We start from the raw sequence: 25,561 nt of genomic DNA, 5'->3' as shown, positions 1-25,561 counted from the left end.
TTTTTACCAGTTATCCTTTTCACCAGTTACCTCAACCTTTCCAGCCAAGGTGATCGAGATTAGTAGATTTTGATGAGTTTTGTGTTCTGTGTTCTGGATCAGAACTCTGACTGTTTACTAATCCTATAGAACTGCTATGCACTAAATACTAAAGGAATTGTTAAATTGGTTTTGTAGTAATTGTAACACAATGCTATAGGCTGTAACACACCGGAACAGGGAGTAGGGAGTAGGGAGTAGGGAGTAGGGAATCGGGAAGAGGCAAGAGGCAAGAGGCAAGAGGCAAGAGGCAAGAGGCAAGAGGCAAGAGGCAAGAGGCAAGAGGCAAGAGGCAAAAGGGAAGAGTGAAAAAATCTTGTGTATCTGATTAGACTAGAAAGTGCTATAATTACCTAATATCCCTATCTACCTATCTCCCCACCTCCCCATCTCCCTATCCTCACAGGGGTAGGTTTTTAACAAAGACCTCAGGTGTGGGGTGTGGGTTGTGGGGTGTGGGGTGTGGGGGATAAGAAAATATACTTAATTTGTCGTTGTCTTGATGCAATAGCGAGTGGGGGAAACCCCCTGTTCCCTTGCTGCATCGCTAAAAATCATCATTTCTTCGTTGTTTTCCTTTTCCTCTCCTTCTGATCCGCCCCCGACCGGTCGGGGGTTGGGGGTGGGGCAGGACCCAAATGTAAAAAACCTACCCTTGTGAGATCTCCCTATCTCCCTATCTCCCCATCTCCCTATCTCCCTATCTCCCTATCACCGGATTACTGGGCATCTTGCCATTCTGGGGTCAGGGTGCGGTAATCATAGTTTGCGACACCGGGATGACAAGTCACACAGGTTTTAACGCCAAAGGGTCGAGGGATTTTGACTCGGGGATGCAGGGCATTGAAATAACGGGATTGGGTCATACGATAAGGGACTTCTTCGTCTTTGTTATGGGGACGGGAGAAATCTCGCAAGTATTGCCAGGTGAGCAATAAACTTGGACCAAGTAGTCTTGGTAGTTGGGTACCATAATGTTCGTTTGGCTCTAACAATAACCGACGCCAGGTTTCGGTAGGCAATACTTCTGGTGGTAAAGCAATGTGACAAGCGGAACAGTTTTCTAGGTAAAGGTCTTTGCCTAATTTGTAGCGTTTGGACACTGGGTCCATGGATGCGATTACTTCGGTGGGGTTGGAGGTAACTGTTTCTGGCTCAATCGTATATCCTACGGCTCGCTCCAGTCCCCATCCTATGCTAATACTCCAAAAAATTAGCAATAACAATAGAACCCAAGGTGAACGTCTACGGTTTCGCCTTGGGTTTCTTGACTTAAAAAATTTGGACATACCTCACACACAACACTCTTTAAGGAATTGGTACAGAGCGCAACAATTGCTCAACAATGGGCTGAGCACGACGCCCCCCCGACGTAATGAGACGATGGGACAGTACATAAGGTGCCAGGAACTTGATATCATCTGGAATGGCATAATCTCGACCTTCGATAAAGGCTAGTGCCTGGGTTGCCCGTTGTAAAGCAATGGTACCGCGAGGACTGACTCCTAAGGTGACATCTTCGGCGGAACGGGATGCTCTGACTAAATTGAGCATATACTCTTGTAGTGACTGTTCTACTTTGACCTGGTGACAAAGATTCCGTAATTCTAATACTTCATCGGTGGTGATACAGGGGGTGAGCTCGGAAACCATCATTCCTTCTAGATGGCGTTGCAACATCTGGAGTTCTTCTTGTTCTGTGGGATAACCTAGGGATAACGATAATAGGAATCGATCCATTTGGGCTTCTGGCAAGGGGAAGGTACCTTGATATTCCACGGGATTTTGGGTGGCAATCACGAAAAAGGGCTGAGGTACGGGACGCGATCGCCCATCTACAGTAACCTGCTGCTCTTCCATTACTTCTAATAAGGCTGACTGGGTCCGGGGTGTGGCTCGATTAATTTCATCGGTTAGCAAGACATGGGTAAATACTGGACCTGGCAGAAATTCAAATTCACCACTGCGCTGATTCCAGATATTGGTACCTGTGATATCGGTAGGTAATAGGTCAGGGGTACATTGAATACGTTGAAATTTCCCATCTATGGAACGAGCTAGGGATTTTGCTAGGAGTGTTTTGCCCACACCAGGGACATCTTCCAGCAAGGCATGACCCCCAGCCAATAGGGCCACTATCACTAGACGAATGGCATCTGCTTTACCAACAATCACACGACCGAGATTTTCCTGGAGCTGTTGAATTCGTTGTCTCATATAGCAGTGTTCAATTGGGTGAGGGACAAAGTCTTGGGTTTTAGGGAACAGGGAACAGGGAACAGGGAACAGGGAACAGGGAGCAGGGAACAGGGCAAACATCCCCCTATCTCCTATAAGCTAGCAAGGGTTTTCGGAAAATGGTAATTCACAAGAGTGTGGGGAGATAGGGAGATAGGGAGATGGGGAGATGGGGAGATGGGGAGATGGGGAGATGGGGTTTATCATACTTATGAGGTTGATGCAAGTTTCTTACCCCGAATCGGGAGTCGAGTCGAGTAGGGTGCGTTAGGGGCGGGCTTGCCAGCATGTTCAACCTCCTCGTAACCAGTGTTGGGATAGTCCGCACCGTAACGCACCACCAGTCAAACTGATTTTGTGTTGGGGTTTAGCTACGGGATTAGCGATCGCATCACTACGAAAGAAGCGATCGCATCACCAATACAGAAGCGATCGCATAAACGAAAGCGCGATCGCATAAACGAAAGCGCGATCGCATAAACGAAAACCCGATCCCATAAACGAAAACGCGATCGCATAAACGAAAGCGCGATCCCATAAACGAAAACGCGATCCCATAAACGAAAACGCGATCCCATAAACGAAAGCGCGATCCCATAAACGAAAGCGCGATCCCATCACCAATACAGAATTTTCCAGGTAGGTTGAGCAACTACAGAATTCTAATCAAGAATTGCTTAGCCTCCCCTAAACCCCTGATGAGTGATCCCCCCTAACCCCCCTTAATAAGGGGGGAACAAGAAGAAGCCAGTTACTGATCTGACTCCCGATTCCCGACTCCCGACTCCCGACTCCCGACTCCCGATTCCCGATTCCCGATTCCCGATTCCCGATTCCCTTAACCAAAAAAATCCCGAGCAGCTTCACAGTCTCTCTGAATTTGGGCTTTGAGCTGGTCTAGGGAGGAGAATTTTTGTTCGGGGCGGATAAATTTCTGGAGGCTTACGGTTAGGGTTTGGCCATATAAGTCTCCGGACCAATCGAATAGATGAACTTCGACGGTTAAACTGGTGCCTTTGACGGTGGGGCGCATACCAATATTCATGACACCAGGATGGGAAGATAAATTGGTGTCTCGGTGAGAGGGTTCAGGGGTATGGGAGACTTCGACGCAGTAAACCCCGAGCTTGGGTAAAAATTTGTCTGGGGGTAAGTGGAGGTTAGCGGTGGGAAATCCAATGGTTCTACCGAGTTGTTGACCTTTCTCTACTCTTCCGATTAGGGTGTATGGCCGTCCTAGGAATCGGTTGGCTTTGTCGATATCCCCTTCGGCTAAGGATTGGCGAATGCTGGAACTACTGATCCGTTGCTCTTGACGTTTGTACAAGGATACGATATGCACGGTAATACCGTAGGCGGAGGCGATCGCATCCAAATCCGTTGCGGTGCCAGCTCGCTTATGGCCAAAGCAAAAATCCTCTCCGACACTGACTTGCTTTGCTTGGAGTTGCTCCACTAAAATTTTTTCCACGAATTCCTGGGGACTCAGGGAAGCTAACTCCCGGTTGAAGGGTAATAGGGCTAACTGTTGCACACCCAAAACACTTAACTGTTGGGCTTTTTCCGTTGGTGGTGTCAGCAGCTTCCAGGCTTGACCAGAAAAGAATTCTCGGGGGTGGGGATTGAAGGTGGCTACGGTGGGATAGATTAGTTCTAGATTTGGGTCTAGATTCGGGCTACTGGTTTCCGGGTTACTAATTTGCTCAAGATGGGATGATGTCAGGGCTTGAGCTTGAGCAGTAACTGGCTTTGGCAAAATGGGAGCAATAACTTGCTGATGCCCTAAATGGACGCCGTCAAAGTTTCCAAGGGCAACAGCGGTTGGTGTTAACGCAGTAGTTAGAGATGATGTAATCCACACGCTTAATAGTTTGACATATTTCTCCGCTGCTAGGCAACAGATGCTAATTGCCCTATGAACTCATTTCAATTTAAATTTACCGTCAACCACTTGCACCAGGACAGGTTCACTCTCACCCTCCCCTTGGTTATTAAACTGCAACGGTAACCCAGAGGTTTCATTAGGTGAAAGCTTAATATTGCGGAGTCTGTCGAGAACTAACTCTCGATCGGCGTCCTGAAACAAAGCCTGAATAAAGGCTTGAGTAGCATCGAAGCTAGTGGCAGTGCGCCAGTTAACCTCCCCTTTCCATAGTTCCCTAGCTGCTGTAGAAAAGTTTCTGGCATCTCGTGATTCCCTAAACCAGGGGACTGCTATAGTCAACCCTTCCACCGCTTGCCCACCCTCTTTCAAGGTTTGATAATTATTTAAAGTATCCCCACCGAATAACTTCAGCCCTTGCTGATCTTGGTTGTTGGGGTTAGGGTTCAGGTTAGCGTTGGCTTTAGCAATATTAACAGCTGTATTAATGTATTCCACGCTGGGGAATAACATGGCGGCCTTGACTTGATCTTGAGAGAGACTGCGTTTTACTTCTTCAGTTATATTCAGGTCGCGATTGTTTAAGTCAATCTCCCGAACCACCTTACCCCCTAGATTTTCAAACACACTTTGAAAATCTTTGTTTAAACTCTTGCTATAGGCACTTTCAGCATCATAGAAAATTACGACCTGGTCTAAGCCAGGTTGAGTTTTGACATGTTGAGCCAGTTTTTTCCCAAGTGCTTGATTAGAAGCAACTGTTCTAAAGAACACGTTTTTCTTGACATCAAGACTGGTTAAATCACTACTGGCGCTGGTGGAGGAAATCATCCCTAAGCCAGCTTTGTCATAGACCGGGATTGCAGCTTTAGTGGCATCACTAGAGTTATGTCCAATTACCCCCAGGATAGACTTGTCCTTAACTAAAGCCTGAGCTATTTTTTTGGCTTGGGCTGGATCGTTGCCATCGTTAGCGATCGCAATTTCGAGGAATCGACCATTTAATCCCTCTGAATTATTGAACTGATCTTGGGCTTCGGCCACCCCTCGCAATATTTCTTTTGCTGTGGATTGTGACTGGTCTATGGGCACTACCACAGCGATAGTGAATGGCTCCAACCCCTGTTGACGGGCTCGGGCATTGTTGTAGTAAATCAGCAATTCTGGATCATTTCGATTAGCCTGCCAAGCTTGGTAAAAACCCTGAGCTGCTGCGTTATAGTTTTGGTTTTGGAATGCTTCAGTAGCACGGTCAAATGTTTTCTTGTCAAATTTATCCTTGTTGTCAATTCTAGGAAATAAGCTGTGCTCACCTCGACTAATAGTAGTAACGACGCATCTAATCCCAAAGACTTTTTGGGCACCGGTTGGACAGGGCTTTGATACGTTATCAAATCCTACACCAACTAGGGAAATAATTGCTACAGCTGCTACTATTTTACCTAACCAATTCCATTGACTAAGGTTCTGATAATTACTGACGTATCTAAACTCACCAGTCATCCCGGAGCTATCAGTATTTTTATCTAATTTTTCAGAATTATCTAATTTTTGATAATATTCAATTTCCAGTAGTTTTTCTAGTGCAAATAGATTGTCTTGCTCAATTTCCAATACTTGCTTTAACTGTTTTTTTGCTGTTTTTAATTCTTGTTGATCGATTAACTGATTGCCATAATTGAGTAGCGATCGCACCAACCCATCTTTGTTACAGATTTGGTCAACTTTATAGGCTCTTTTGTAATAGGTAACCGCTTTGTAAAATTTTCCGCTATCTAGATATCCTTCAGCTAGGGCAAAGACAGCACTAAAATGATTAGGGTTTAGTTCCAACACCTGTTCATATAGCCTTAGGGCTTTGGTAATTTCCCCCTGTTGATACTGGGTAGTGGCTTGTTGATAGATGGGATTAGTTTGCTCTTGCCCTAGTTTTTCTAGTTCTAGGATTTCTTGCTGAAGTGGGTAACGTTTAATCAACCAGCGCCGGATAAATTCAATGGTTATCTTCTGTTTGGTTTTATCTAAGAAACCCCGTTTCGCTAGTTGGTCTAGTGCTTCCATTAAGGAATTTGTTTGAATAACGCCGTAGTGTTCCAGCAGAGTTACAGCAAGTTTCGCCCCCCTAGGGCGTGTCTTCAAACTCTGAGATCCCCCTAAATCCCCCTTAAAAAAGGGGGACTTTGAGTATGGCTCCCCCCTTATTAAGGGGGACTTTGAGTATGGCTCCCCCCTTAATAAGGGGGACTTTGAGTATGGCTCCCCCCTTAATAAGGGGGACTTTGAGTATGGCTCCCCCCTTAATAAGGGGGACTTTGAGTATGGCTCCCCCTTCCGCGCGGGGGGCTGGGGGGGATCTAATTTAGCCCCCCAACTTTGGGGGGTTTCTGAGTTAAAGTCCCCCAGAATTGGGGGATTTAGGGGGCTTGCAGTTGGTAGTGAGGTCAATTCATCTGAAAACGGCTGTAATGGCCCATCTGAACTATTTTTATAACTATTGTTAACGGTATTATCCGCCTCGGCAAAGGCAGAGAATACTACTCGCTCTGGAATAGATAATCCGGCTCTAATCCCTGCCAAACCAGCACTAGCATTTTCTAGGGCTTGGTCTACACTGTTTTCCACATCTTCTGGGGTGATTTGCCACTGCTCTAGCTCCCTAGCTCTGCTAAAAATAGCAAAGCATAGGACTTGGGTAAAATAGGGATGCCCAGCTGATAAATTGTAAATAGCTTCGATAGCAGCAGTTTCGTAGGTCAATAACCCTGCTGCTGGTTTGGTAATTAGCTCCTGGGTAGTTTGTTGATCAAGTAAGCCAATTTCTTGGGTTGGGGCATCCTTGAATATCTGGAGTAAATTCGGTAAATCTTTGGATTGCTGTTCGACACAAAGAATTAGATATAAATTATCCTGTCGAGCAACTAGGGATTTTAAGTAAGGAAATAAATGCTGGTATAATAGGTGATTATCTGGGGTATTATCTGGGGCATTTAAAGTCTCGAATTCATCCAGCAATAATGCTAGATTTTGGTTACCCAAGCTTTGATAAACTTGGGGCAAAAACTGGTTAGCAAAGAGCGATGGGTCGGTATCTAGGGCGGTAGGGTCAGGCAAGGAAATTTCAGGGGAGTCTAGTTCCAAGCTATCAAGGATTTCTGTGGCCAGTTCTTCCAAAACCTCACCAAGAGAGTTGTGACGGTAGGATTCCAGATCAAAGGGCACAAAGGCAAAGTTATCTAAGTCTACAGATGTAGGAATATGACGGAGTAGGGAAGACTTACCAATCCGCCGTTGTCCGTAGACTATCATCACCTTGGTTTTATTCCTGAGGTTATCCTCGATAAACCCGAATAAGCTTCGTCTTCCCCAAAATAAGTCGTGGTCATTATCATCAATTGGACGACCAATTACATAGGGATTTCTAGCAACTGTTGAAATCATTTTTTGTCATCTCCGATAGAGATAGAGATATAAGGTTTACTGCTTTAGTTAGCTTGTTTTTACTTACTACACACTCTATACTATCCAATTATTGAGGTTTTGTATAACTTAGGACTTACGGAGTTTAATTGTTTTTGCCCCCCTAACCCCCCAAGCGAGCAATCCCTCGCTTGGGGGGTAAATGATGTCAAAGTCCCCCAGAATTGGGGGATTTAGGGGGCAAATGCGTAAGTCCTGTAACTGGTTTTCTAGAGAACTCCCTAGGATGATGTTTAGAATCCTTATATTTCCTCCCCAGGTTATAAATCTAAAATTTTAGTTAGTATTTTTAGTCAGTATTGGTGAAAGGGACTTAGGTGGTATTGCCCCAGGCTTGATGATCATGGCGACTTTTCAACCCCCTCTTGGTCTTACTCTGACACGAATTTAAATTGACCCTCAACTACTTCCACCAGGACAGGTTCACTCTCACGCTCCCCTTGGTCAGTAAACTGCAACGGGAACCCTGAGGTATCACTTGGGAAAAGATGAATATTGCGGAGTCTGTCGAGAACTTGCTTTCGGTCGGCGTCCTTGAACAAAGCATCAATAAAGGCTTGAGTAGCATCGAAGCTAGTAGCAGTAGCCCAGCTAACCCTCCCTCGCCATAGTTCTCTAGCTGCTGTAGAAAAGGTTATTGCCTGTGGTGCTTCGCTAAACCAGGGGACTGCCATAGTCAACCCTTGAACCCCTTTTCCACGCTCTTGCCAGATTGTCTTGTCATATAAAGTATCCCCACCGAATAACTTCAGCCCTTGCTGAACTCGGTTGTTTAAGTTAGTGTTGGCTTTAGAAATCTTCATACTTGTAATCACAGATTTCACGCCCGGAAATAACATAGCCGCCTTGACTTGATCTTTAGAGAGACTATTTTTAACTTCTTTAGTTATATTCAGCTTGGGATTGTTTAATTCAATCTCCCGAACTACCTTACCTCCCAGTTTTTCAAAGTCTTTTTTAAAATCCTGTTTAAAACCTTTACTATAGACACTCTCAGAATCATAAAAAATTACGACCTTGTCTAAGCCAGCTTTAATTTTGACATAGTCAGCCAGTTTTCTTGCAAGTACTACATTAGAAGGCGCTGTCCTAAAGAACACGTTGTTCTGGTCATCAAAACTGTTTAAATCACTACTGGTGCTGGTGGAGGAAATAATGGCTAAGCCACCTTGGTCATATACGGGCAGGGCAGCTTTAGTGGCATCACTAGAGTTATGTCCAATTACTCCCAGGATCGAGTTGTCTTTAACCAAAGCCTGAGCTATTTTTTTAGTTTTGGCTGGATCATTGCCATCGTTAGCGATCGCAATTTCCAACCATCGGCCATTTAATCCATCTGAATTATTGAACTGATGTTGGGCTTGGGCTACTCCCCGCAATATTTCTTTTGCCCCGGATTCTGACTCGTCTATGGGCACTACCACAGCAATAGTGAATGGCTCAAAACCTCTTTGACGAGCGCGGGCATTGTTGTAGTAAATCAGCAATTCTGGATCATTGGGATTAGCCTGCCAAGCTTGGTTAAACAAGTTAGCCGCTTCAGAATAGTTTTGGTTTCCGAATGCTTCAGTAGCAAGGTCAATTTTTGTCTTGTTGTCAATTCTAGGAAATAAGCTGCGCTCACCCCGACTAATACTCTGACTAGTATTAGTATGACTACTCTTGGCGATACATGTAATCCCGAAGACTTTCTGGGCACTGGTTGGACAGGGAGTTGATACGTTATAAAATCCCACACCAACCAGGGAAATGATTGCTACAGCTGCTGCTAGTTTGCCCATGTCTAACCCAGTACGATTTGGGGGGGTATGAACCGGAGTGATAGGTTGATTACTAATAGCTGCGATTTTAGCTTTAATATGTTCTAGCTTCTGCCGCGCTAATTGGTGGTCAGGTTCAATGTCCAACACTTGCTGAAAAGGCCTCTTGGCTGTTGTGAATGCTTTTTGCTCGATCAACTGATCTCCATACTTTAGTAGCGATCGCAACAACCCTTCTTTGCTTTGTACTGGCTTAACTTTATAAACTCTTGTATATACGTCTACGGCTTTGCTGAAATTTTTGACCTGGAGATAGCCGTGAGCTAGAGCCAACAGAGCCCTAAAATGATTGGGATTCATTTGCAAAACCTCTTCATAGAGCACTAGTGCTTTCTGAATTTGCCCTTGTTGATACCGTGCAGTGGCTAGTTGATAGATCGGATTAGTTCGGTCTTGGTCTAGAGTCTGCAGTGCTAGTATCTCTTGCCGTAGTGGGTGATACTGAACCAACCAGTGCTGGACTAATCGCACCTTTACTCTACGTTCTGTGTCATCGACGAAACCGTAGCGTTGAAGTCGTTTGGCTGCTTCATACAGGGACTTGGTCTGGATCACACCATAGCGCTTGAGGAAGGATAATGGGTGTTCTGGCACCGTCTGGTGTTGTGAGATAGCTATTTTTTGAGCCTCTGCCACCGCTGAAAATACCACTTGCTCTGGGATCGGTAACCCATCCCACAACCACGCCAATCCCGCTTCAGCTTTTTCAATAGCCTGCTTAACTATAAGCTCCACATCTGCGCTATAAATCCTCCTGTTTTGGTTTTCCCTAGCCCTCGAGAACAGAGTAGAGCATAGGACTTGGGTAAAATAGGGATGCCCAGCGGAGAGTTTGTAAATTTCGTTAATGGCATTGATTTCATAGGTTACCACATCCTTAGCTGGTTTAGTAATTAGTCGTCTAGCACTGAACTCATCGAGAAAACCAATTTCTTGGTAGGGTGGACTCCCAAACACGTGGAGTAGAGTGGGCAAATCATCGAGATTCCGCCCCATTACGGCAATCATAAATAATTGATGGTGCCGTTTAATCAAGTCAGCTAAATAGGGAAAAAATCGGTATTCTGAGCGAGACTTTGGGTTTGTTAAAACATCAAATTCATCCAGCAGAACTACCAAATTTTTACTTTTTAATACCCAATAAACTTTCGGCAAAAATTGTTCAACAAAAATAGTTGGATCCTTGTCTAACTCTTGTTTCGAGGGCGGGGTAATATAATCTTGATCTAGATCAAAGTCATCAACTAAGTGCTCACAAATATCTTGAGCCAATTCATGGATAAGAAGACTCAAGGGTTTGTGAATAGAGCTGTGTAAATCGGAGTTAACAAAGAAAAACTGATCCGTAGCAACTTTCTTGGGAATTTGTGCCAAGATCGATGACTTGCCAATTCGTCGTTGACCATGGAGTAAGATTACCTTTACCCTCTGCCTGAGGTTGTCTTCGATAAACTGAAACAGACTCTCTCGTCCAAAAAACTTGTCTGGATCATCGATTACACTCCCGATAATATAAGGATTAGGATGATTACGGCAGTTATTAACCATTCGCGGACTATTTATGATTTGTTTAACGTTTCTCCAAAACACTCAAGGTTAGCTGCCCTTTCACGTCAAGAAAATGCAGCTAACACCTTACTCACCCATGCCAAAGCAGTCTTGATTTTGTCTTGATGTTGCGATATCCACTTAATCGCCTCGGTGACTTGATGAGCTTGACTATGGCTGAGTAGATTGAGAAAGACTTTTTGCCTATCTTCTAGTAACGGATTATTAGTCTGCCAAAGTTCCTGAATCACCCACCGTTCCATAATGGATGAGGTAAATAATAAGTCTTGATGGCAGATCATCACTCCTGGTTCTTTTCGGTTAGTAATCACCCCTTGTTCGACGAGGTTAGTTAACTCTCGCTGGTGTTGGCTAAAGATTACGTCAATACCTTTTAAGTCAAAGTGCTTGTTATGATGGAGACGACCGTTTAACTTAAATAAGGCTATCAACATCAATAAAGCTTGCTCAACCTCGCTGCACCTTTTCCAAATCGTTTCAAAAATCGATAGGGTAGTAGCTTCAAAGTCCCGAGTAAAGGCTTGGGCATCAGGGATTTTGCCAGTTTTTAGCTCTCGATAAAGCAAAGAACCAGCAATCTGGAGCAGAGCCGGATGTCCACCAGCAATCTCTCGGATCAGCCCCCGTAAGGTTGGGGTAATTGGAATACCAGCCATTAATTGATCAATGTCAGAGTCAGTCAATGGCTTCAGGGATTGGAACAGATAATGGTTGTACCAGGGAGAACTATGGGGATTGAGAGCAGGACCAAGTTCACTGAGACGCCGGAGTGAGGCCACAATCATGGATAGATATTTCCTCTCCCGAGAGTGATAGGCAATACTGCGACACTCCGTGACAAAGGTTTCCATGTCAGCATGACTATAGTGCTGGTTTTCCAGCAGTGCCCAATCATAGTCATCCACTAGCAACAGTAAGAATTTGTGGCGTTTGCCAAGCTGCTTTAATACTTGGCGCATGCCCCTGCTGGTTGCTTTTCCCTGGTCCAGCAATGTCTGGATCTGTTCCTGGAGGTCTGGCTCACTGTGTAATTCCTCTTGGAGCAGATTAAAGACTTCTTTCCAAAACCTTGGAGCTGTAAAGGGTTGGATACTCTGGCAACTCAGGAGCACGATCACAGCCTGGGATGGGTCTTGTCCATAGTGTTGCCAAACTTGGGGGGAAGCCAGGAGTTCCAGGAAAGAGGTCTTGCCCATGGCTGGCCCTCCCCAAAGGGCTAGGTTACTACGGTTATAGATTTGATCAAAGGCCGCCTGAATTTCTGATCGTCGTCCCACAAAACGCTCTAGGGAAACTGGCTGACCGTAGGTAAAAGGATTTTGCATCATCTTGGCTTCCATATTCAATTTTCAATTTGCATTAATAGGACTTAGGAAAGTTTAGTTGCTTTTGCCCCCCTAACCCCCCAAATCTGGGGGGGACAAAGTCACGAAAGTCCCCCAAGTTTGGGGGATTTAGGGGGCAATGGGTAAGTCCTAATTAATTATCAAAGAATTATTTCGGGCTTCAATGCTCCCCTTTATTGGTTCAAAGTCGTCACAAAATGCACCCATTGATTACCTAATATCGATAACTTGTGAACGTTTGGGGCAAAACTTGTGAACCCTATAGGTCTCGATGACTTTGTAGGTAATATTTCGTAATAATTATAAAACTACTATAACACTACAGTGATGTATGTACTTAGTTTGTGACACTAACCTTAATGGTTTGGTGACTGGAATCACGTAACCATTCAGCTATCAGCTATCAGCTCTCAGCTATCAGCTCTCAGCTCTCAGCTAATGCGCTACTTGAGGTGCTTTTGAATAAAACAGGTACGCATTGGTTTAATCTCTGTTACGTCAGCTGACCGCTGAACACTGACCGCTGAATGCTTACGGAATCACAGTAGCAGTTAGCTCCTATAAGGTAACCATTCAGCTATCAGCTGTTTAGGAATCAAGGCTTTTGGTGGGTTACTCCTGTTATTAAAAGTGTGGGTTTTATTATAAACAATAAATCGAATTTTGATAGTACCCATGAGGGTACTTGTGTTATGGTATTTTTCTGATCTGAACAGAGGGATGAGGTGAAAACGGCTGTAAGTTTTTTTGTACTGGTGCCAGATCTCAGCAAAATGCGATCGCACGCTAGCCCGAAGAGGGGGATGATCAGGGCAAGCCCGCCCCTAACCCACCCTACGCCACTTGGTATGCTAGTAAACAACTAACTATTTTCCCGACTCCCGACTCCCGATTCCCCACTCCCGATTCCCTACCCCCTACTCCCTACTCCCTACTCCCTTTCTTATATGACCTCTGCTAAATCTCTTGTGCTTCTGTGGTATCGTTGTCTAGGAATTTTCCTGGCTTTGAGTTTTGCGATCGCACTGCCTGGCTGTAGCATCAGCCAATTTGAAACCAAGGCAGCTGACGTTCCCCACATAGTCCAGAGTATTCTCAGTGACATAAATACCTTTAACTATGCCCTCAACCAAAGTGCCACCAGTATTTTTGGTCTTACCTTTGAGGGTTTAGTAGACACTGATGGCATCACCGGGGAAATAATCCCGGGTTTAGCGGAATCCTGGCAGATTTCCGACGATAAACTTAAAATCCTATTTACCTTGAGGGAGGGGCTAAAGTGGTCCGATGGTGAGCCCCTAACCACTGATGATGTCGTCTTTACCTACAATGACATCTACCTCAACCCAGAAATTCCCACTGATTCTAGAGATATCCTCCGGGTTGGCAAGAGTCGAGCCTTACCAAAGGTCAGGAAGATAGACCAGCGTCAGGTGGAATTTTCTGTGCCTGAACCCTTTGCGCCCTTTCTCCGCAGTACTGGCTTAAAGATCTTACCCGCTCATGTGCTGCAAGAATCCGTAAAAACCAAAGATTCAGAGGGGAATCCTAAGTTTTTGACCATGTGGGGGGTAGATACAGACCCCAAGGATATTATTGTCAACGGTCCTTACAAACTTAAACTCTACCGCACCAGTCAGCGGGTGGTTTATGACCGTAATCCCTACTACTGGAAAAAAGATGAACAGGGAAACCAGCAACCTTATATTGAGCGGGTGATCTGGGAAATTGTAGAATCAACGGATTCATCCTTCATTCAGTTTCGCTCCGGCGGATTAGATGCTCTGGGTGTATCCCCTGAATACTATTCCCTGCTCAAGCAAGAGGAAAAAAAGGGTAACTTTACCATCCACATCGCTGGTCCTACCCTCAGTTCCAGTTTTATCTCCTTCAATCTCAACACCGGTAGCCGGGATGGAGAGCCTTTAGTAGATCCAATTAAGTCCCGTTGGTTTAATACTCTCGAATTTAGACAAGCCGTTGCCTATGGCATAGACCGGCAAACGATGCTGAATAATTTGTATCGGGGGTTAGGTGCGCCGCAATATTCTAATATACCCGTGCAAAGCCCCTATTATCTATCACCAGAAGAAGGGTTACCCGTGTATGACTATAATCCCGAAAAAGCCAAAAAATTACTATTAAAGGCGGGCTTTAAATACAATGACGAAGGCGAATTGTTCGATAGCCAAGGTAATCGAGTCCGTTTCACCTTAATGACTAATGCTGGTAATAAGCTGCGAGAAGCCATGGGAGCACAGATTAAGCAAGACCTCAGTAAAATTGGCATTAAAGTCGATTTTACTCCCATTGCCTTCAATACCCTAGTAGACAAACTCGGCAATAGCTTAGATTGGGAATGCCATCTCCTTGGTTTTAGTGGCGGTGGCTTTGAACCCAATAATAGTTCTAATGTCTGGTCTGTGGATGGGGGATTGCACAGCTTTAATCAAAAAACCTTCCCTGGTCAATCCCCGATTCAAGGTCGTAAAATAGCCGATTGGGAGCAAAAAATAAGTGACCTTTATATCCAAGGCGCTCAAGAATTAGATGAAAACAATCGCAAAAAGATTTATCAAGAAGCCCAACGGATTAATTTAGAACACTTGCCTTATATTTATCTGATTAACCCTCTCTCCATGACCGCAGTTCGTAATTCCATAGAAGGCATTGAATATTCCGCTCTAGGAGGCGCATTCTGGAATATTGATGAACTGAAAATTTCAGAATGAATGGGGAGATGGGGAGATGGGGAGATAGGGAGATAGGGAGATAGGGAGATAGGGAGATGGGGAGATGGGGAGATGGGGAGATAGGGAACAGGGAACAGGGAATAGGGAATAGTAGGAAATAAATACGAGGAGTTTTTGATGTTATGATCAATAAGGATGGGACTTCATGATCTATTTAGAAAAACTATATAGCGTTTATTGCATGTATAAGGTAAAATTATAAACCTCAAAGTCCCCCTTTTTAAGGGGGATTTAGGGGGATACCTTTGTACCTCATGGTAAAGAGAATTGCTATAAATCGTAGCTCAACATTAAACCATTAAAACTTCTTCCCGATTCCCGATTCCCGACTCCCGATTCCCGACTCCCGATTCCCTACTCCCTACTCCCTACTCCCGATTCCCTACTCCCTACTCCCTTAAAAAAAAATGACTCAACCCGAAGCATTAAAATCTCTACTGGAAGCGGTGGCGGCTGGTGACCTTAGCCCAACTGTTGCTCTAGATAAACTCAAAGATTTTACCTACGAAGAAGTGGGTGATTTTGCCAAAATTGACCACCACCGCACCTTAAGAACTGGATTTCCTGAGGTAATTTGGGGAGAGGGAAAAACCCCAGACCAAATTGCTCAGATTATGGCGGTCATGCGCCAGCGGAATCCGGTAGTAATGGCAACACGGATTACACCAGAGGTGGCAACGGAGCTAGAGTCAAAAGTCCCAGAGTTACAGTATTATTCCACAGCTCGGATTTGTGCGATCGCACCATCTCAGCTCGAACCTAAGTATCCCGGCACCATTAGTCTAATTTCCGCTGGCACATCGGATTTACCAGTAGCTCAGGAAGCAGCCATTACCGCTGAATTATGTGGGTTTCAGGTCAAGCGCCTTTGGGATGTGGGGGTAGCTGGTATCCACCGCTTGCTGAATAATCGACAGATGATTGTCGAAGCCGATGTCTTAATTGTGGTAGCTGGGATGGAAGGAGCATTGCCCAGTGTGGTAGCTGGCATGGCCGATTGTCCAGTAATTGCCGTTCCTACTAGTGTCGGCTATGGAGCCAGTTTTGGTGGTATGGCACCCCTGTTAACCATGTTGAATTCTTGCGCACCAGGCATAGGAGTAGTGAATATTGATAATGGCTTTGGTGCTGCTGTCTTAGCTGGACAGATTCTTAGGACTGGTCAGAAGTTGCAGGGTTGATAGAACAAGGGAATAGGGAATAGGGAACAGGGAACAGTAGCAAAGAGCTCAGAGGATTGGGTGCATCTCATTAAAGCTGTTTGACCCGGTGGTGCGTTACGGGACTGATTAAATAGGGATCCGTGTAGGAATTCTGATAATTTTTGATCCTAAGTTCCCTTTGCCCTACTCCCTACTCCCTAATCCCTGTTCCTTTTGTTAAGAAAAATTACAAAATCCCTACCCCAAGAGTAAATGATAAAACTCACCCTGATAAGTAATTGGAGGGAAAAGTTTGAGACCTTGATTCCTTCCACTAGTGTTTCAAAGAGGTGATTATGAATTTTAAACTAAGTACGGCAACTCTTTGTATCAGTGGTGCAGTTTTTGCTATGAGTCTGGTAAATCCCACCTTGGCAAAAATCCCAGACTTTCTTGGCAATGGGGCTAATCGCAACTCCGCCACAGTCCCTGAACTAGAACAGAAAAGTAGCTTTGACCAAACATCCTCACCGGACTTGGTAGCTCAAGCGGTTGCAATTAGTCTGACTGGTACCTGGCGAGCCAATGATGGTGGCACCTACTATATTCGGCAAGTAGGTAATGAACTCTGGTGGTATGGTCAAAGTTCTAATAATGGCCGAACTTTCAGCAATGTCTTCCATGGCTACATTGGTAAGAATGAAGTTGCTGGTAACTGGGCAGATGTACCTAGGGGTCGGACTCGCAGCTCTGGCGAAATGGTAGTCAGAATCGATTCAAACCGCAGGCTAACAGCAGTTCGGAGAACAGGTGGCTTCGGTGGTAGTGTTTGGACTCGCTAGGTAAGCATTCATCCGTCAGCTATCAGCTATCAGCTAATGCGCGTAGCGCATTAGCTGAATACTTACTGGCTAGTTATAGGAAATAGAAAAAAGTATGCTACAGATCAGATTAATTGTCGGGACAGACAAATTCAGATCAGGAAATCTAAAATCTTTGGAAACGTAGCACCAATTTAACTATTTCATAGTAGTCTGATTAAAGACTCAAATTTTCGAGGCATGAAACCATGATAATATAGGGTTTTCAAGCCTTTTCAGGTTATCATAGTAATGAGCGACACAGAATTTTTTCCCGACTCCCGACTCCCGACTCCCAACTCCCGACTCCCGACTTCCATCAACCCAGGAGCAAAGTACCTCACACAATTGAGAACTGCACTATACTGAAAATAGTGCCCACAAGAGTTAAATCCAGTCATAAACGTTTCCCAAAATCGTTGTTGTCATCAGAGTAGGAACTACGAGAAAAATGAGCAAAAATCTACTTAAAGATACTGATTTAATCGAAAACAACTTAATTAATCTGCCCGAGCCCCCGCCCTCCTCTCCCCCTTCTTCCTACACTCCTCCCCCTGCCCAGACTCTCCCCATACTATTCCCCCTATTCCCGATTCCCTGTTCAACACTGCTTAAATAATTACTGATTGAATTACTAACTTAGTTCCAATGCCAAGCAATCCCTTCATTGTCGGTAAGCCAGTCCCCCCAGAGCGTTTTGTGGGACGAACTGCTCTGATTGAAACCGCTTTCGATCAAATCTCCCATCGCAGTAACCTATCAGTGTGGGGAGGTCCGGGCATTGGAAAGTCTTCCTTTCTGGAATTACTCACTTGGCCGGAAATCTGGCGAATACATCAGACCGACCCATCGCAAGCAGTGATTGTGTTGTTAAATTGCCTGAGTATCCATCCCTTCAGTGGGTCTGGCTTCTGGGGAAAGGTCTTGAGCTTGATTAAAACTAAACTGGACAGCAATCCTGAGCTGCAAGCAGATATCGATAGATTAGTCCAAGAGGGAAAAAGCACTGCTAAGGATTTCCTTGAAGTCTTGGGTAAGCTGGGAGCACACAATAAATTCCTAGTATTGCTAGCGGATGATTATCGGAGTGGGAGAGTTTGAGAGGGCGAAGAATACCCCGACCTAAGAGGACGGGGATGAATTCACCCTCTCAAGTGGCGTAAGCCACAATCCATTAACTAGGTAGTGTCCCAGTTTTTCCCAGCGACTCTAAATACTCTGACAGGCTTAAACCTGATTTAGCTGCCAATCTCTTTAATCCGTTCCAAGCTGTGTTTGTCGCCTTAATAGTGTGTGTTGTTTTGGGTGAGCCGTGAAGACAGGGGCGTCCTACTTTTATTGGTTTTTGTCTTACCATTCTCTTGTCAGATCAATTTCGGTAATATATAATCAAGATAGCACCGAAAAAAAAGGTCGATACTATGCAATTGGGTTACGTCTATAAACTAATCCCAAGCTCTCAGCAAGAAGCTACAATGAACCGATGGCTAGATATGCTATTGGCTCAGTACAACTACTTGTTAAGAGATAGAAATGAGTCCTACGAGCAGGTTAAATCACCAAAACTTGGTAATTACTGCGATTTGAAGACTCATGGAGAGGCGTGCCCATTGTCCTGTTCGGTAAACAAGTCAAGCTCGATAGGTTATCCCTGGAAAAAGAGTCAAAAGAATCCTCGCCGGAGTGCTTACGAGGTTCAAAGTTCAAGTCTCCCCTCCCTCAAAAAACAACGACCTTGGTACAAAGCGATCAATTCGACTGTTCTACAGCAAATGTTAAGACAGTTGGATGTAGCCTTTTCAAAGTTTTTCAAGGGAGAAGCCAAATATCCAAGACCTAAAAGGCGATATCGTTTCCGGAGCCTCAAGTATGCTCCAGGCCAGGTAAAACTAGATGGTAATCGAATCTATTTACCAGGAATAGGGTGGATGCGATTCCATAATTCCCGTCCCATCCCGGATGGTTTTACCATGAAATCTGTAACCGTTCGTCGTCAATCACGGGGATGGTTTGTTAGCATTCAGATCGAGGATAAATCGGTACCAGTTCCACCAGTAAAAACTAAACACGAGATTAGACCTGATCGTGTTAAAGGATGCGATCTAGGAATCAGAAAACTCCTTAGTATTTCTGATGGAGAGATAGTTCAAAACCCAGCCAATAGTAAGAAGTCCAAACGCCAAACCAGACGTTTAAGACTAAGACAACGAGCTGCGAGTCGAAAGAAGAAGGGTTCAAACAATCGCAAAAAAGCCTTTTCCAAAGTAGCCTCGTTGCACGAACGGGTTACCAATAAACGTTCTGCATACCATTGGGAAACAGCAAAAAATCTAAGTAATGGAGCAGATGCTCTGGTGTTTGAGGACTTGAACATCAAAGGGATGAAGTCTCGCTGTAAACCCAAGCCCAAGGATTTGGGTGGTTACGACCGTAATGGACAATCAGCCAAGAAAGGTCTTAATCGTGTAATTTCCGACGCTGCCTGGGGTGAATTAGTCAAAAAGGTTGAAGTCGTGGCTGCAAAGTCAGGCATTCCAGTCATCAAGATTAACCCCAAACATACATCTCAGCGATGTCCAAAGTGTCACCACACTAGCGCAGACAATCGAAAAGGAGAAAAATTTGTTTGCACTGAGTGTGGGTACCACGATGACGCTGACATAAATGGTGCAGTAAACATCAAAATGCGGGGTCTTAAGAAACTGGGAATTAACCCCACCCAGCTACCTTCGGTGCGAAGGAAAGTCACGCCCATGGATATAACAGCCGTATAGGTTGTGCCTGGGAATCCCCATCCCTGCGACAGGTGGGGTAGTTCAATTAAAGGTGCTCCTAGCCAAAAAGTTGGCTTGCTCAGTGAACGAAGTGCCACAAAGTTAATTACTAGACCTCTTGCAAAAGTATTTTTCTGATAGTGTTTGCGTCAATTCTTCTCCACTGTTCCCTGTTCCCTGTTCCCTGTTCCCGACAACTGCCGCGAAGTCTACTGAACCAGCTCAGGGGTCTTTGACCTATGACTCAGAGGCAATCGATGCTATCTTAGCATTAACATCAGGTCATCCCTATTTCACTCAGGTCCTATGTCATGCACTGTTTTCTCAAGCTAGAACTGAACAAAAGTGGCAGGTAACTGGTGATGATGTCACCAGAATTGTGGATGATGCCATTGAAATTGGTGAGGGAGGATTAACCTGGTTTCGGGATGGATTACCGATTCCGGAACGAGTGATATTTTCGGCAGTAGCAGAGGCTCAAAAAAAAGCTGAAAGAAATTATACTCAGGTTGTGCAAGACCCGTTGAGTTTACTGGAAGAGTATGGCGTTACCATCACCGAGTCTTTGACTCAAGCTAGGGAAAAACTAGTTGAATCAGGTTTCTTGGGGGTTGTAGACATAACTGATCAAGTTTCATCCTATAAAGAAAAATCCTACAAGGTAAAAATAGAATTAGTCCGCCGCTGGTTAATCCAACGTTACCCATTGCGGCGAGAGATATTTGAATTGGAAGACCTCGATCCAGAGGCTAAGGCTAGTTATCAACAAGCAATTGAACAAACTGATCAGGGGGATGTATGGCAGAAAGTAAAACCCTATGAACAGATTTTGAAAGCCAATCCCAATCACTTTCGTGCTTTATTCGAGATCGCAAGGATATATTTGGAAGGTGACGTATTTGATAAAGCAGTAGAATACTATCAGCAAGCATACCTAGTTGATCCAGTCCGGAATCAGGATGGATTAGTGCGATCGCATTTAGGTTATGGACAACACCTCATGGAAGTAGGGGAAGTTATCCTAGCCAGGCGGCAATTTGACCAAGTGCTAAGGATAGAGCCAGAAAATCAACAAGCTTATCAATTCTATAACCAATTAAACAATCCTTTCGTTGTAGGCGCACCAGTTCCCCCAGACCGTTTTGTGGGACGACAATCAGAAATTCTGGCTGGTTTTAATCAAATCTCGAACCGCAGTAACTTAGCGATTTGGGGTGGTCCAGGCATGGGTAAGACCTCTTTCCTGGAACTCCTAGCTTCCCCAGACGTTTGGAAAGAGTATGGACAAGACCCATCACAGGCAGTGATGGTGTTACTCAGTTGCGAAAGTATCCAACCGTTTACAGCTTCCGGGTTTTGGCAAGAAGTCCTAACTGAGCTGATCTATAAATTGGATAGTGAGCCAGACCTTCAGACTGAAATTGAGACATTGCTCGACCACGGAAAAGCAACTGCCAGGGCTATGCCCCAAGTATTGCGCAAGCTTGGGAAACACAACAAGTTCTTGGTGTTGCTAGTGGATGACTATGATGCGGCTTTGCGGGAAAACCCACACTATACTCAAGCTGACATGGAAGCCTTTCTAAGTGAGTGTCGTAGTATTGCCTATCACTCTCGGGAGAGGAGATATTTATCAATGATTGTCACCTCACTCCGCCGTCTCAATGAACTTGGGCCGAGTCTAACCCCAGATAAATCCCCGTGGTACAATCACTATCTGTTTCGGTCCCTGAAGCCATTAACGGAAACTGAAGTGGAGCAATTGATGGCGAGTATTCCCATCACACCAGCATTACGGAATGTCATTAAAGACAGGGCTGGTGGACATCCGGCGCTGCTACAAATTGCTGGTTCTTTGCTATTTAGAGCATTAAGAACTGGGAAGTTACCCGATACTGAAACTTTTATCAAGGAGTTTGAAAGTCAAACTAGACATATTTTCCAAAATATTTGGCAACGGTGCAGCGATGTCGAGCAAGGGCTGTTGATACTGATGGCTTGGTCGAAGTTAAAAGGTGGTCTTGAGCAAAAGATTACTATTGACTTAAGTGACATTGACTTAACTAAAATTGACGTAATCTTTAGCCAACATCAACGAGAGTTAACAAACCTAGTAGAACAAGGCGTCATTATTGATCAAGATCAGGAGCAGTTAGGTAACGGTAGATATTCCTTTGCTTCCTTAGGGATGGAGCAGTGGGTAATTCAGGAAATTCAGACTAGTGATCAAGCATTAGTACAAAAATGGCAGACTATTTTGCTTAAGCTAATGAACCCCTGAGGAGCTCATATAGCGCAGGGAGTAGAGAGTAGGGAGATGGGGAGATAGGGAGATGGGGAGATGCGGAGATGGGGGGATCGGGAGTCAGATCAGTTTTCCCGATTCCCGATTCCCGATTCCCGATTCCCGATTCCCTACACTATAACTTTGAAACCGGACATGATACGACCTTACCAGTTACATGGTTTGTAGTCTTTCAGGAACACCCCATAGAGGCGCTCCCCTGCTAACCCGCGCACAATGGGATCATAAACCCGTGCAGCACCATCAATCACATCAAGTGGTGGACGGAATCCTTGCTGACGGAGGTATTCACGCACAGGATGAGGCTTCTCGTCTGTAATCCAACCAGTGTCAACACTGGTCATATAAATGCGATCGCAAACATAATCCATCCCCACAGTTCGGGTCATCATGTTCAGTGCGGCTTTAGCCATATTAGTGTGGGGATGATAGGGTGTCTTATTTCCATAGGAGAATTGACCTTCTACAGCAGAGACATTGACAATATAACGATCTTCGAAAGGAGATGCCATCAGTGACGGCTTCAAGCGGGAATTAAATAAGTAAGGAGCCATAGTCGTTACCAACCAAGCCTCAACCATCTCGATCGGCTCAACCTGGTCAAGTAACAGTCGCCAGCTATTAACATGCCTCAAATCTAAGGGCTGACCCTCAATGTCAAGGACTCCATCCGGAAAGTTTGGATCCTCCTTGCTGCTCAGACAGAGCTGGTAAAAAGCGTTAAGTGCTGACTTCTTGACCAGAGCCTCTGATTCAGCTTTCACCCATTGCCTGGTTTGTTGATCCAGACTCTCCATCTCCCCTTGGACAAGAGTTTTGAAATATGCAGGTGGGCGGCGAATGGTTTGGGCAGCATTATTGATAATAATATTGAGTGGGGCAGATGCCAGCAACTGATCGATAAATGCCATCACCCCACGCAGATCACGAAAGTCTAGCCCGTAGATTTCCAATCGGTCACCCCATAGGTGTGAGTCTGTCTCAGCCAGGTATCGACGGGCGGCATCTTTCGGGAATCGGGTGGTTACAATCACATGAGCACCGTCTCGTAGCATTTTGAGTGCAACGTGATACCCAATCTTAATCCGTCCACCCGTGACTAGCACTCGCCGACCCTGTAAATCAGTTCTGGCGTAGCGCCGACTATAGTGTTCAGGGGCACAGTTAGGACAAAACTGGTGGTAAAAGTGATGTACACGTTTGTAAGGCTGCTTGCACACGTAGCATAGCTGGGGAGTATAGAGTTGATCATGGTCAAGGGATACCCCTGCAGCCAGCTGGCGTAATCGTTCCGGCAAGGCTTCGCTATGAATCTGGGCACGAGCCAGCAAAGCCAAGTCATGCTGACGGCGAGCCTGCTTGCGCTGGTGGCGACGCTTTTGTTTGAGTTGCTTCTTCAGTGCTGACACCGCCCGTTCAATAGTCAACAGCTGTGGATTGTCACTGGACATCCTACCCGCTGCCTCAAGCACCCTCAGGCAAATGGCTAACTCCTGCTCATTGACACTTGGGTGATGGGGTTGGGTGATATCCATAGTTGTATGTACTACACAAGCTGTACGACACAGACAGAATTCGGCGGGGGCGATTGGGCAAAGCCGACGTCTTGAAAGCTTAGAAGGCTGGTGTGACTGCCTCTGCACTACGCCCTTTTATAATACAATTATATTACATGATTAGATTAGATGTTGAGATTAGATGTTAAGACTTAGCACAAAGTTGGCAGAAGAGGAAGATATGGGAGTATAGGAGTTTCTAATTCTGTCAATCAGGATTCACCCACAGGAAACATTTATAGCACTACCGATTCAGATGTTTGACATTGTCTTGATGCAGTCGCTCATGGGGGAAACCCCCAAGACCGCGCTGCATCGCTTCTAAACTCCGAAACCTAGTCCTAGCTTACTTCTGACTTCTGACTTCTGACTTCTGACTTGCGCGTAGCGCTATACCAACCGAGCCAGAGTTCCCTCCATGACAGCGGTGGTTTGACCAGAGACAGTGAATACCAAAGCTTCGCGATAGACTCGCTGGGCAGCATGGTGTTTGTAGTTAGCAGCACCACTAGACACAGTCACCGCTGCTTGAGCACATCGTCCTGCTAAGTTAATTGCCCAAGTCCTCAGTTGTAGTCGTTGTTCAAAGGTCTGGGAATCGGCTTTTACTGCTTGGATCATAGCTGTCTGGCAGCGAATCAATTCCCCATTGAGGGATTCAAAAGCATTGAATAGAAAATCCAGTTGCTTGGTTTTGGCAGCCGCTTCTACAATGTCGAGTCCAGCTTGGGCACATCCTAGGGCCAAAAAACCAGCAGACAAAACTTTTTTCTGGTCATTTCCGTGAATTGCACCTGCTTTAGCAATCGAGACCACACCTTCTTCGGGTAAGAACCAATCCGTAAGGGTAGCACTAACCGTATTGGTGGATTGCATCGCCGCCAATGCCATGGGTTTGCTAAAGGTAATAGTACCACCTGCATCTTGGGAAGTTGGAGTCAATGGCACCGTACCGTAAACTTCTCGACCATCAGGCAATACTGCACCAATGACAAACTCTTGAAACAAGCTAAACCCAGTAACCCAAGGCACTTTTCCGCTGATCTGATATCCACCATCTACCGGAATAGCTTTCACCGGTGGGTTACCTGTTCGTCGCACTTGGGAAAAGCCGATACCAACTAGCACTTGACCCTTGGCTAATTTGGGAAGATACTGCTGCTTCAACGATTCATTCTCAGAGAAGGCGATCATTGCTCCAGCACTCTGGTGTTGCATTTGCAAGAATGCCAAAGCACCGGAATACCGTGCTACCAGTTGCTGAAAGTATGGAAAGGTGGTGCTACTGACTTCGACACCTCCCCAGGATTTGGGAATCCGTAGCCCTAGCAAAGTGCGAACGCTCATCCCCTTGAGAGCCTCTCGTAACACCTCAGGAGCACTATCAATCTCATTAGCCAAGGGAGCAACGGATTCCCTTAGGTAAGACTCTGCTGTCTCTAATAGGCTTTGTTGGTCATTATCGGGATACTTTTTGATTACCTGCATCAACCTTTCTAGTTAATCTAAATCTATAGCGGTTTCTAACCTAAAGAGGTACACAGGATTTTTTCCCAGATCCGCTTGCTACATAAATTTTAATCCCGATACTTTTACCATTCGCGACTGCATCAAGACAATGATCAAAAATATATTTGAAGATATCCTCTTATCCAAAACTACTTCTTCCCTCCCCACACTCCCCCCTCTCCCCACACTCCCCACCCTCCCCACCCTCCCCCCACCCCCCCCCCCCCCCCCCCCCCCCCCACCCCCCCCCCCCCCCCCCCCTCACACCCTACCCCTCCCCTCCCCTTCCCT

19 protein-coding genes are annotated in these 25,561 nt (G+C 45.3%); 8 read left to right on the top strand and 11 right to left on the bottom strand.

Annotated features, from left to right (window positions below; all coding sequences use genetic code 11):
- Positions 1-134: 134 nt before the first annotated feature.
- The 9 genes from F6K51_RS22905 to F6K51_RS22865 form a co-directional block, all read right to left on the bottom strand.
- Positions 135-272 (bottom strand): hypothetical protein, encoded by a 138-nt coding sequence (locus F6K51_RS22905; protein WP_293024533.1) that lies wholly within the window; start codon positions 270-272, stop codon positions 135-137.
- Between the two features lie 486 nt (positions 273-758).
- Complete coding sequence (locus F6K51_RS22900) at positions 759-1,328, bottom strand: cytochrome C (protein WP_293024531.1); 570 nt, start codon at positions 1,326-1,328, stop codon at positions 759-761.
- Positions 1,329-1,347: 19 nt separating this feature from the next.
- Positions 1,348-2,256, bottom strand: coding sequence for a MoxR family ATPase (locus F6K51_RS22895; protein WP_075899701.1), 909 nt, complete (start codon positions 2,254-2,256; stop codon positions 1,348-1,350).
- Between the two features lie 392 nt (positions 2,257-2,648).
- A complete protein-coding gene (locus F6K51_RS22890) occupies positions 2,649-2,855 on the bottom strand; it encodes a hypothetical protein (protein WP_293024529.1) in 207 nt (68 codons plus the stop codon).
- A 109-nt stretch (positions 2,856-2,964) separates the two neighbouring features.
- Positions 2,965-3,123, bottom strand: coding sequence for a hypothetical protein (locus F6K51_RS22885; RefSeq protein WP_293024528.1), 159 nt, complete (start codon positions 3,121-3,123; stop codon positions 2,965-2,967).
- Positions 3,116-4,138, bottom strand: a complete 1,023-nt coding sequence (locus F6K51_RS22880) for a bifunctional riboflavin kinase/FAD synthetase (RefSeq protein WP_293024526.1) — start codon at positions 4,136-4,138, stop codon at positions 3,116-3,118. The genes F6K51_RS22885 and F6K51_RS22880 overlap by 8 nt, the downstream gene beginning before the upstream one ends.
- Before the next feature lie 60 nt (positions 4,139-4,198).
- Positions 4,199-7,597, bottom strand: coding sequence for an ABC transporter substrate-binding protein (locus tag F6K51_RS22875; protein ID WP_293024525.1), 3,399 nt, complete (start codon positions 7,595-7,597; stop codon positions 4,199-4,201).
- Positions 7,598-8,007: 410 nt separating this feature from the next.
- The gene (locus F6K51_RS22870; RefSeq protein ID WP_293024524.1) at positions 8,008-11,004 is read right to left on the bottom strand and encodes an ABC transporter substrate-binding protein; all 2,997 of its coding nucleotides are present in this window, start codon (positions 11,002-11,004) and stop codon (positions 8,008-8,010) included.
- Positions 11,005-11,069: 65 nt separating this feature from the next.
- Positions 11,070-12,353 (bottom strand): ATP-binding protein, encoded by a 1,284-nt coding sequence (locus F6K51_RS22865; RefSeq protein ID WP_293024522.1) that lies wholly within the window; start codon positions 12,351-12,353, stop codon positions 11,070-11,072.
- A gap of 965 nt (positions 12,354-13,318) precedes the next feature.
- On the opposite strand from F6K51_RS22865, the gene F6K51_RS22860 reads away from it, so the two are divergent.
- The 8 genes from F6K51_RS22860 (at position 13,319) to F6K51_RS22825 (ending at position 22,373) form a co-directional block, all read left to right on the top strand.
- Positions 13,319-15,103: an ABC transporter substrate-binding protein gene (locus tag F6K51_RS22860; protein WP_293024520.1), complete on the top strand. Its 1,785-nt coding sequence runs from the start codon at positions 13,319-13,321 to the stop codon at positions 15,101-15,103.
- Between the two features lie 428 nt (positions 15,104-15,531).
- The gene (gene larB, locus F6K51_RS22855) at positions 15,532-16,305 is read left to right on the top strand and encodes a nickel pincer cofactor biosynthesis protein LarB (protein WP_293024518.1); all 774 of its coding nucleotides are present in this window, start codon (positions 15,532-15,534) and stop codon (positions 16,303-16,305) included.
- Positions 16,306-16,622: 317 nt separating this feature from the next.
- Complete coding sequence (locus F6K51_RS22850; protein WP_293024516.1) at positions 16,623-17,108, top strand: hypothetical protein; 486 nt, start codon at positions 16,623-16,625, stop codon at positions 17,106-17,108.
- A gap of 469 nt (positions 17,109-17,577) precedes the next feature.
- A complete protein-coding gene (locus F6K51_RS22845) occupies positions 17,578-17,745 on the top strand; it encodes a hypothetical protein (protein ID WP_293024514.1) in 168 nt (55 codons plus the stop codon).
- A gap of 29 nt (positions 17,746-17,774) precedes the next feature.
- On the top strand, positions 17,775-18,227 hold the full coding sequence (locus F6K51_RS22840; RefSeq protein WP_293024512.1) for a hypothetical protein: 453 nt from the start codon (positions 17,775-17,777) through the stop codon (positions 18,225-18,227).
- A 374-nt stretch (positions 18,228-18,601) separates the two neighbouring features.
- A complete protein-coding gene (locus F6K51_RS22835) occupies positions 18,602-19,900 on the top strand; it encodes a transposase (protein WP_293024510.1) in 1,299 nt (432 codons plus the stop codon).
- A 118-nt stretch (positions 19,901-20,018) separates the two neighbouring features.
- Complete coding sequence (locus tag F6K51_RS22830; RefSeq protein WP_293024508.1) at positions 20,019-22,181, top strand: hypothetical protein; 2,163 nt, start codon at positions 20,019-20,021, stop codon at positions 22,179-22,181.
- A 60-nt stretch (positions 22,182-22,241) separates the two neighbouring features.
- Positions 22,242-22,373, top strand: a complete 132-nt coding sequence (locus F6K51_RS22825) for a hypothetical protein (protein ID WP_293024506.1) — start codon at positions 22,242-22,244, stop codon at positions 22,371-22,373.
- Here the strand turns inward: F6K51_RS22825 and F6K51_RS22820 are convergent.
- Positions 22,352-23,740, bottom strand: coding sequence for an SDR family oxidoreductase (locus tag F6K51_RS22820; protein ID WP_293024504.1), 1,389 nt, complete (start codon positions 23,738-23,740; stop codon positions 22,352-22,354). The two genes, F6K51_RS22825 and F6K51_RS22820, sit on opposite strands and share 22 nt — an antisense overlap.
- A gap of 411 nt (positions 23,741-24,151) precedes the next feature.
- Positions 24,152-25,249: an acyl-CoA dehydrogenase family protein gene (locus F6K51_RS22815; protein WP_293024502.1), complete on the bottom strand. Its 1,098-nt coding sequence runs from the start codon at positions 25,247-25,249 to the stop codon at positions 24,152-24,154.
- Between the last annotated feature and the right edge of the window lie 312 nt (positions 25,250-25,561).

It is taken from the genome of Moorena sp. SIO3I8, from assembly GCF_010692325.1.
In the GTDB taxonomy this organism is placed as follows: domain Bacteria; phylum Cyanobacteriota; class Cyanobacteriia; order Cyanobacteriales; family Coleofasciculaceae; genus Moorena.
The sequence above is the reverse complement of the archived record's forward strand: the minus strand, read 5'-3'. Positions and strand labels throughout refer to the sequence as shown.

Coding starts and splice junctions, on each gene's coding strand:
- F6K51_RS22900 (WP_293024531.1), bottom strand. CDS start 1,328: ATGTCCAAATTTTTTAAGTCAAGAAACCCAAGGCGAAACCGTAGACGT.
- F6K51_RS22895 (WP_075899701.1), bottom strand. CDS start 2,256: ATGAGACAACGAATTCAACAGCTCCAGGAAAATCTCGGTCGTGTGATT.
- F6K51_RS22890 (WP_293024529.1), bottom strand. CDS start 2,855: ATGGGATCGCGTTTTCGTTTATGGGATCGCGTTTTCGTTTATGGGATC.
- F6K51_RS22875 (WP_293024525.1), bottom strand. CDS start 7,597: ATGATTTCAACAGTTGCTAGAAATCCCTATGTAATTGGTCGTCCAATT.
- F6K51_RS22870 (WP_293024524.1), bottom strand. CDS start 11,004: ATGGTTAATAACTGCCGTAATCATCCTAATCCTTATATTATCGGGAGT.
- F6K51_RS22865 (WP_293024522.1), bottom strand. CDS start 12,353: ATGATGCAAAATCCTTTTACCTACGGTCAGCCAGTTTCCCTAGAGCGT.
- F6K51_RS22860 (WP_293024520.1), top strand. CDS start 13,319: ATGACCTCTGCTAAATCTCTTGTGCTTCTGTGGTATCGTTGTCTAGGA.
- larB (WP_293024518.1), top strand. CDS start 15,532: ATGACTCAACCCGAAGCATTAAAATCTCTACTGGAAGCGGTGGCGGCT.
- F6K51_RS22850 (WP_293024516.1), top strand. CDS start 16,623: ATGAATTTTAAACTAAGTACGGCAACTCTTTGTATCAGTGGTGCAGTT.
- F6K51_RS22845 (WP_293024514.1), top strand. CDS start 17,578: ATGAGCAAAAATCTACTTAAAGATACTGATTTAATCGAAAACAACTTA.
- F6K51_RS22840 (WP_293024512.1), top strand. CDS start 17,775: ATGCCAAGCAATCCCTTCATTGTCGGTAAGCCAGTCCCCCCAGAGCGT.
- F6K51_RS22835 (WP_293024510.1), top strand. CDS start 18,602: ATGAACCGATGGCTAGATATGCTATTGGCTCAGTACAACTACTTGTTA.
- F6K51_RS22825 (WP_293024506.1), top strand. CDS start 22,242: ATGCGGAGATGGGGGGATCGGGAGTCAGATCAGTTTTCCCGATTCCCG.
- F6K51_RS22820 (WP_293024504.1), bottom strand. CDS start 23,740: ATGGATATCACCCAACCCCATCACCCAAGTGTCAATGAGCAGGAGTTA.
- F6K51_RS22815 (WP_293024502.1), bottom strand. CDS start 25,249: ATGCAGGTAATCAAAAAGTATCCCGATAATGACCAACAAAGCCTATTA.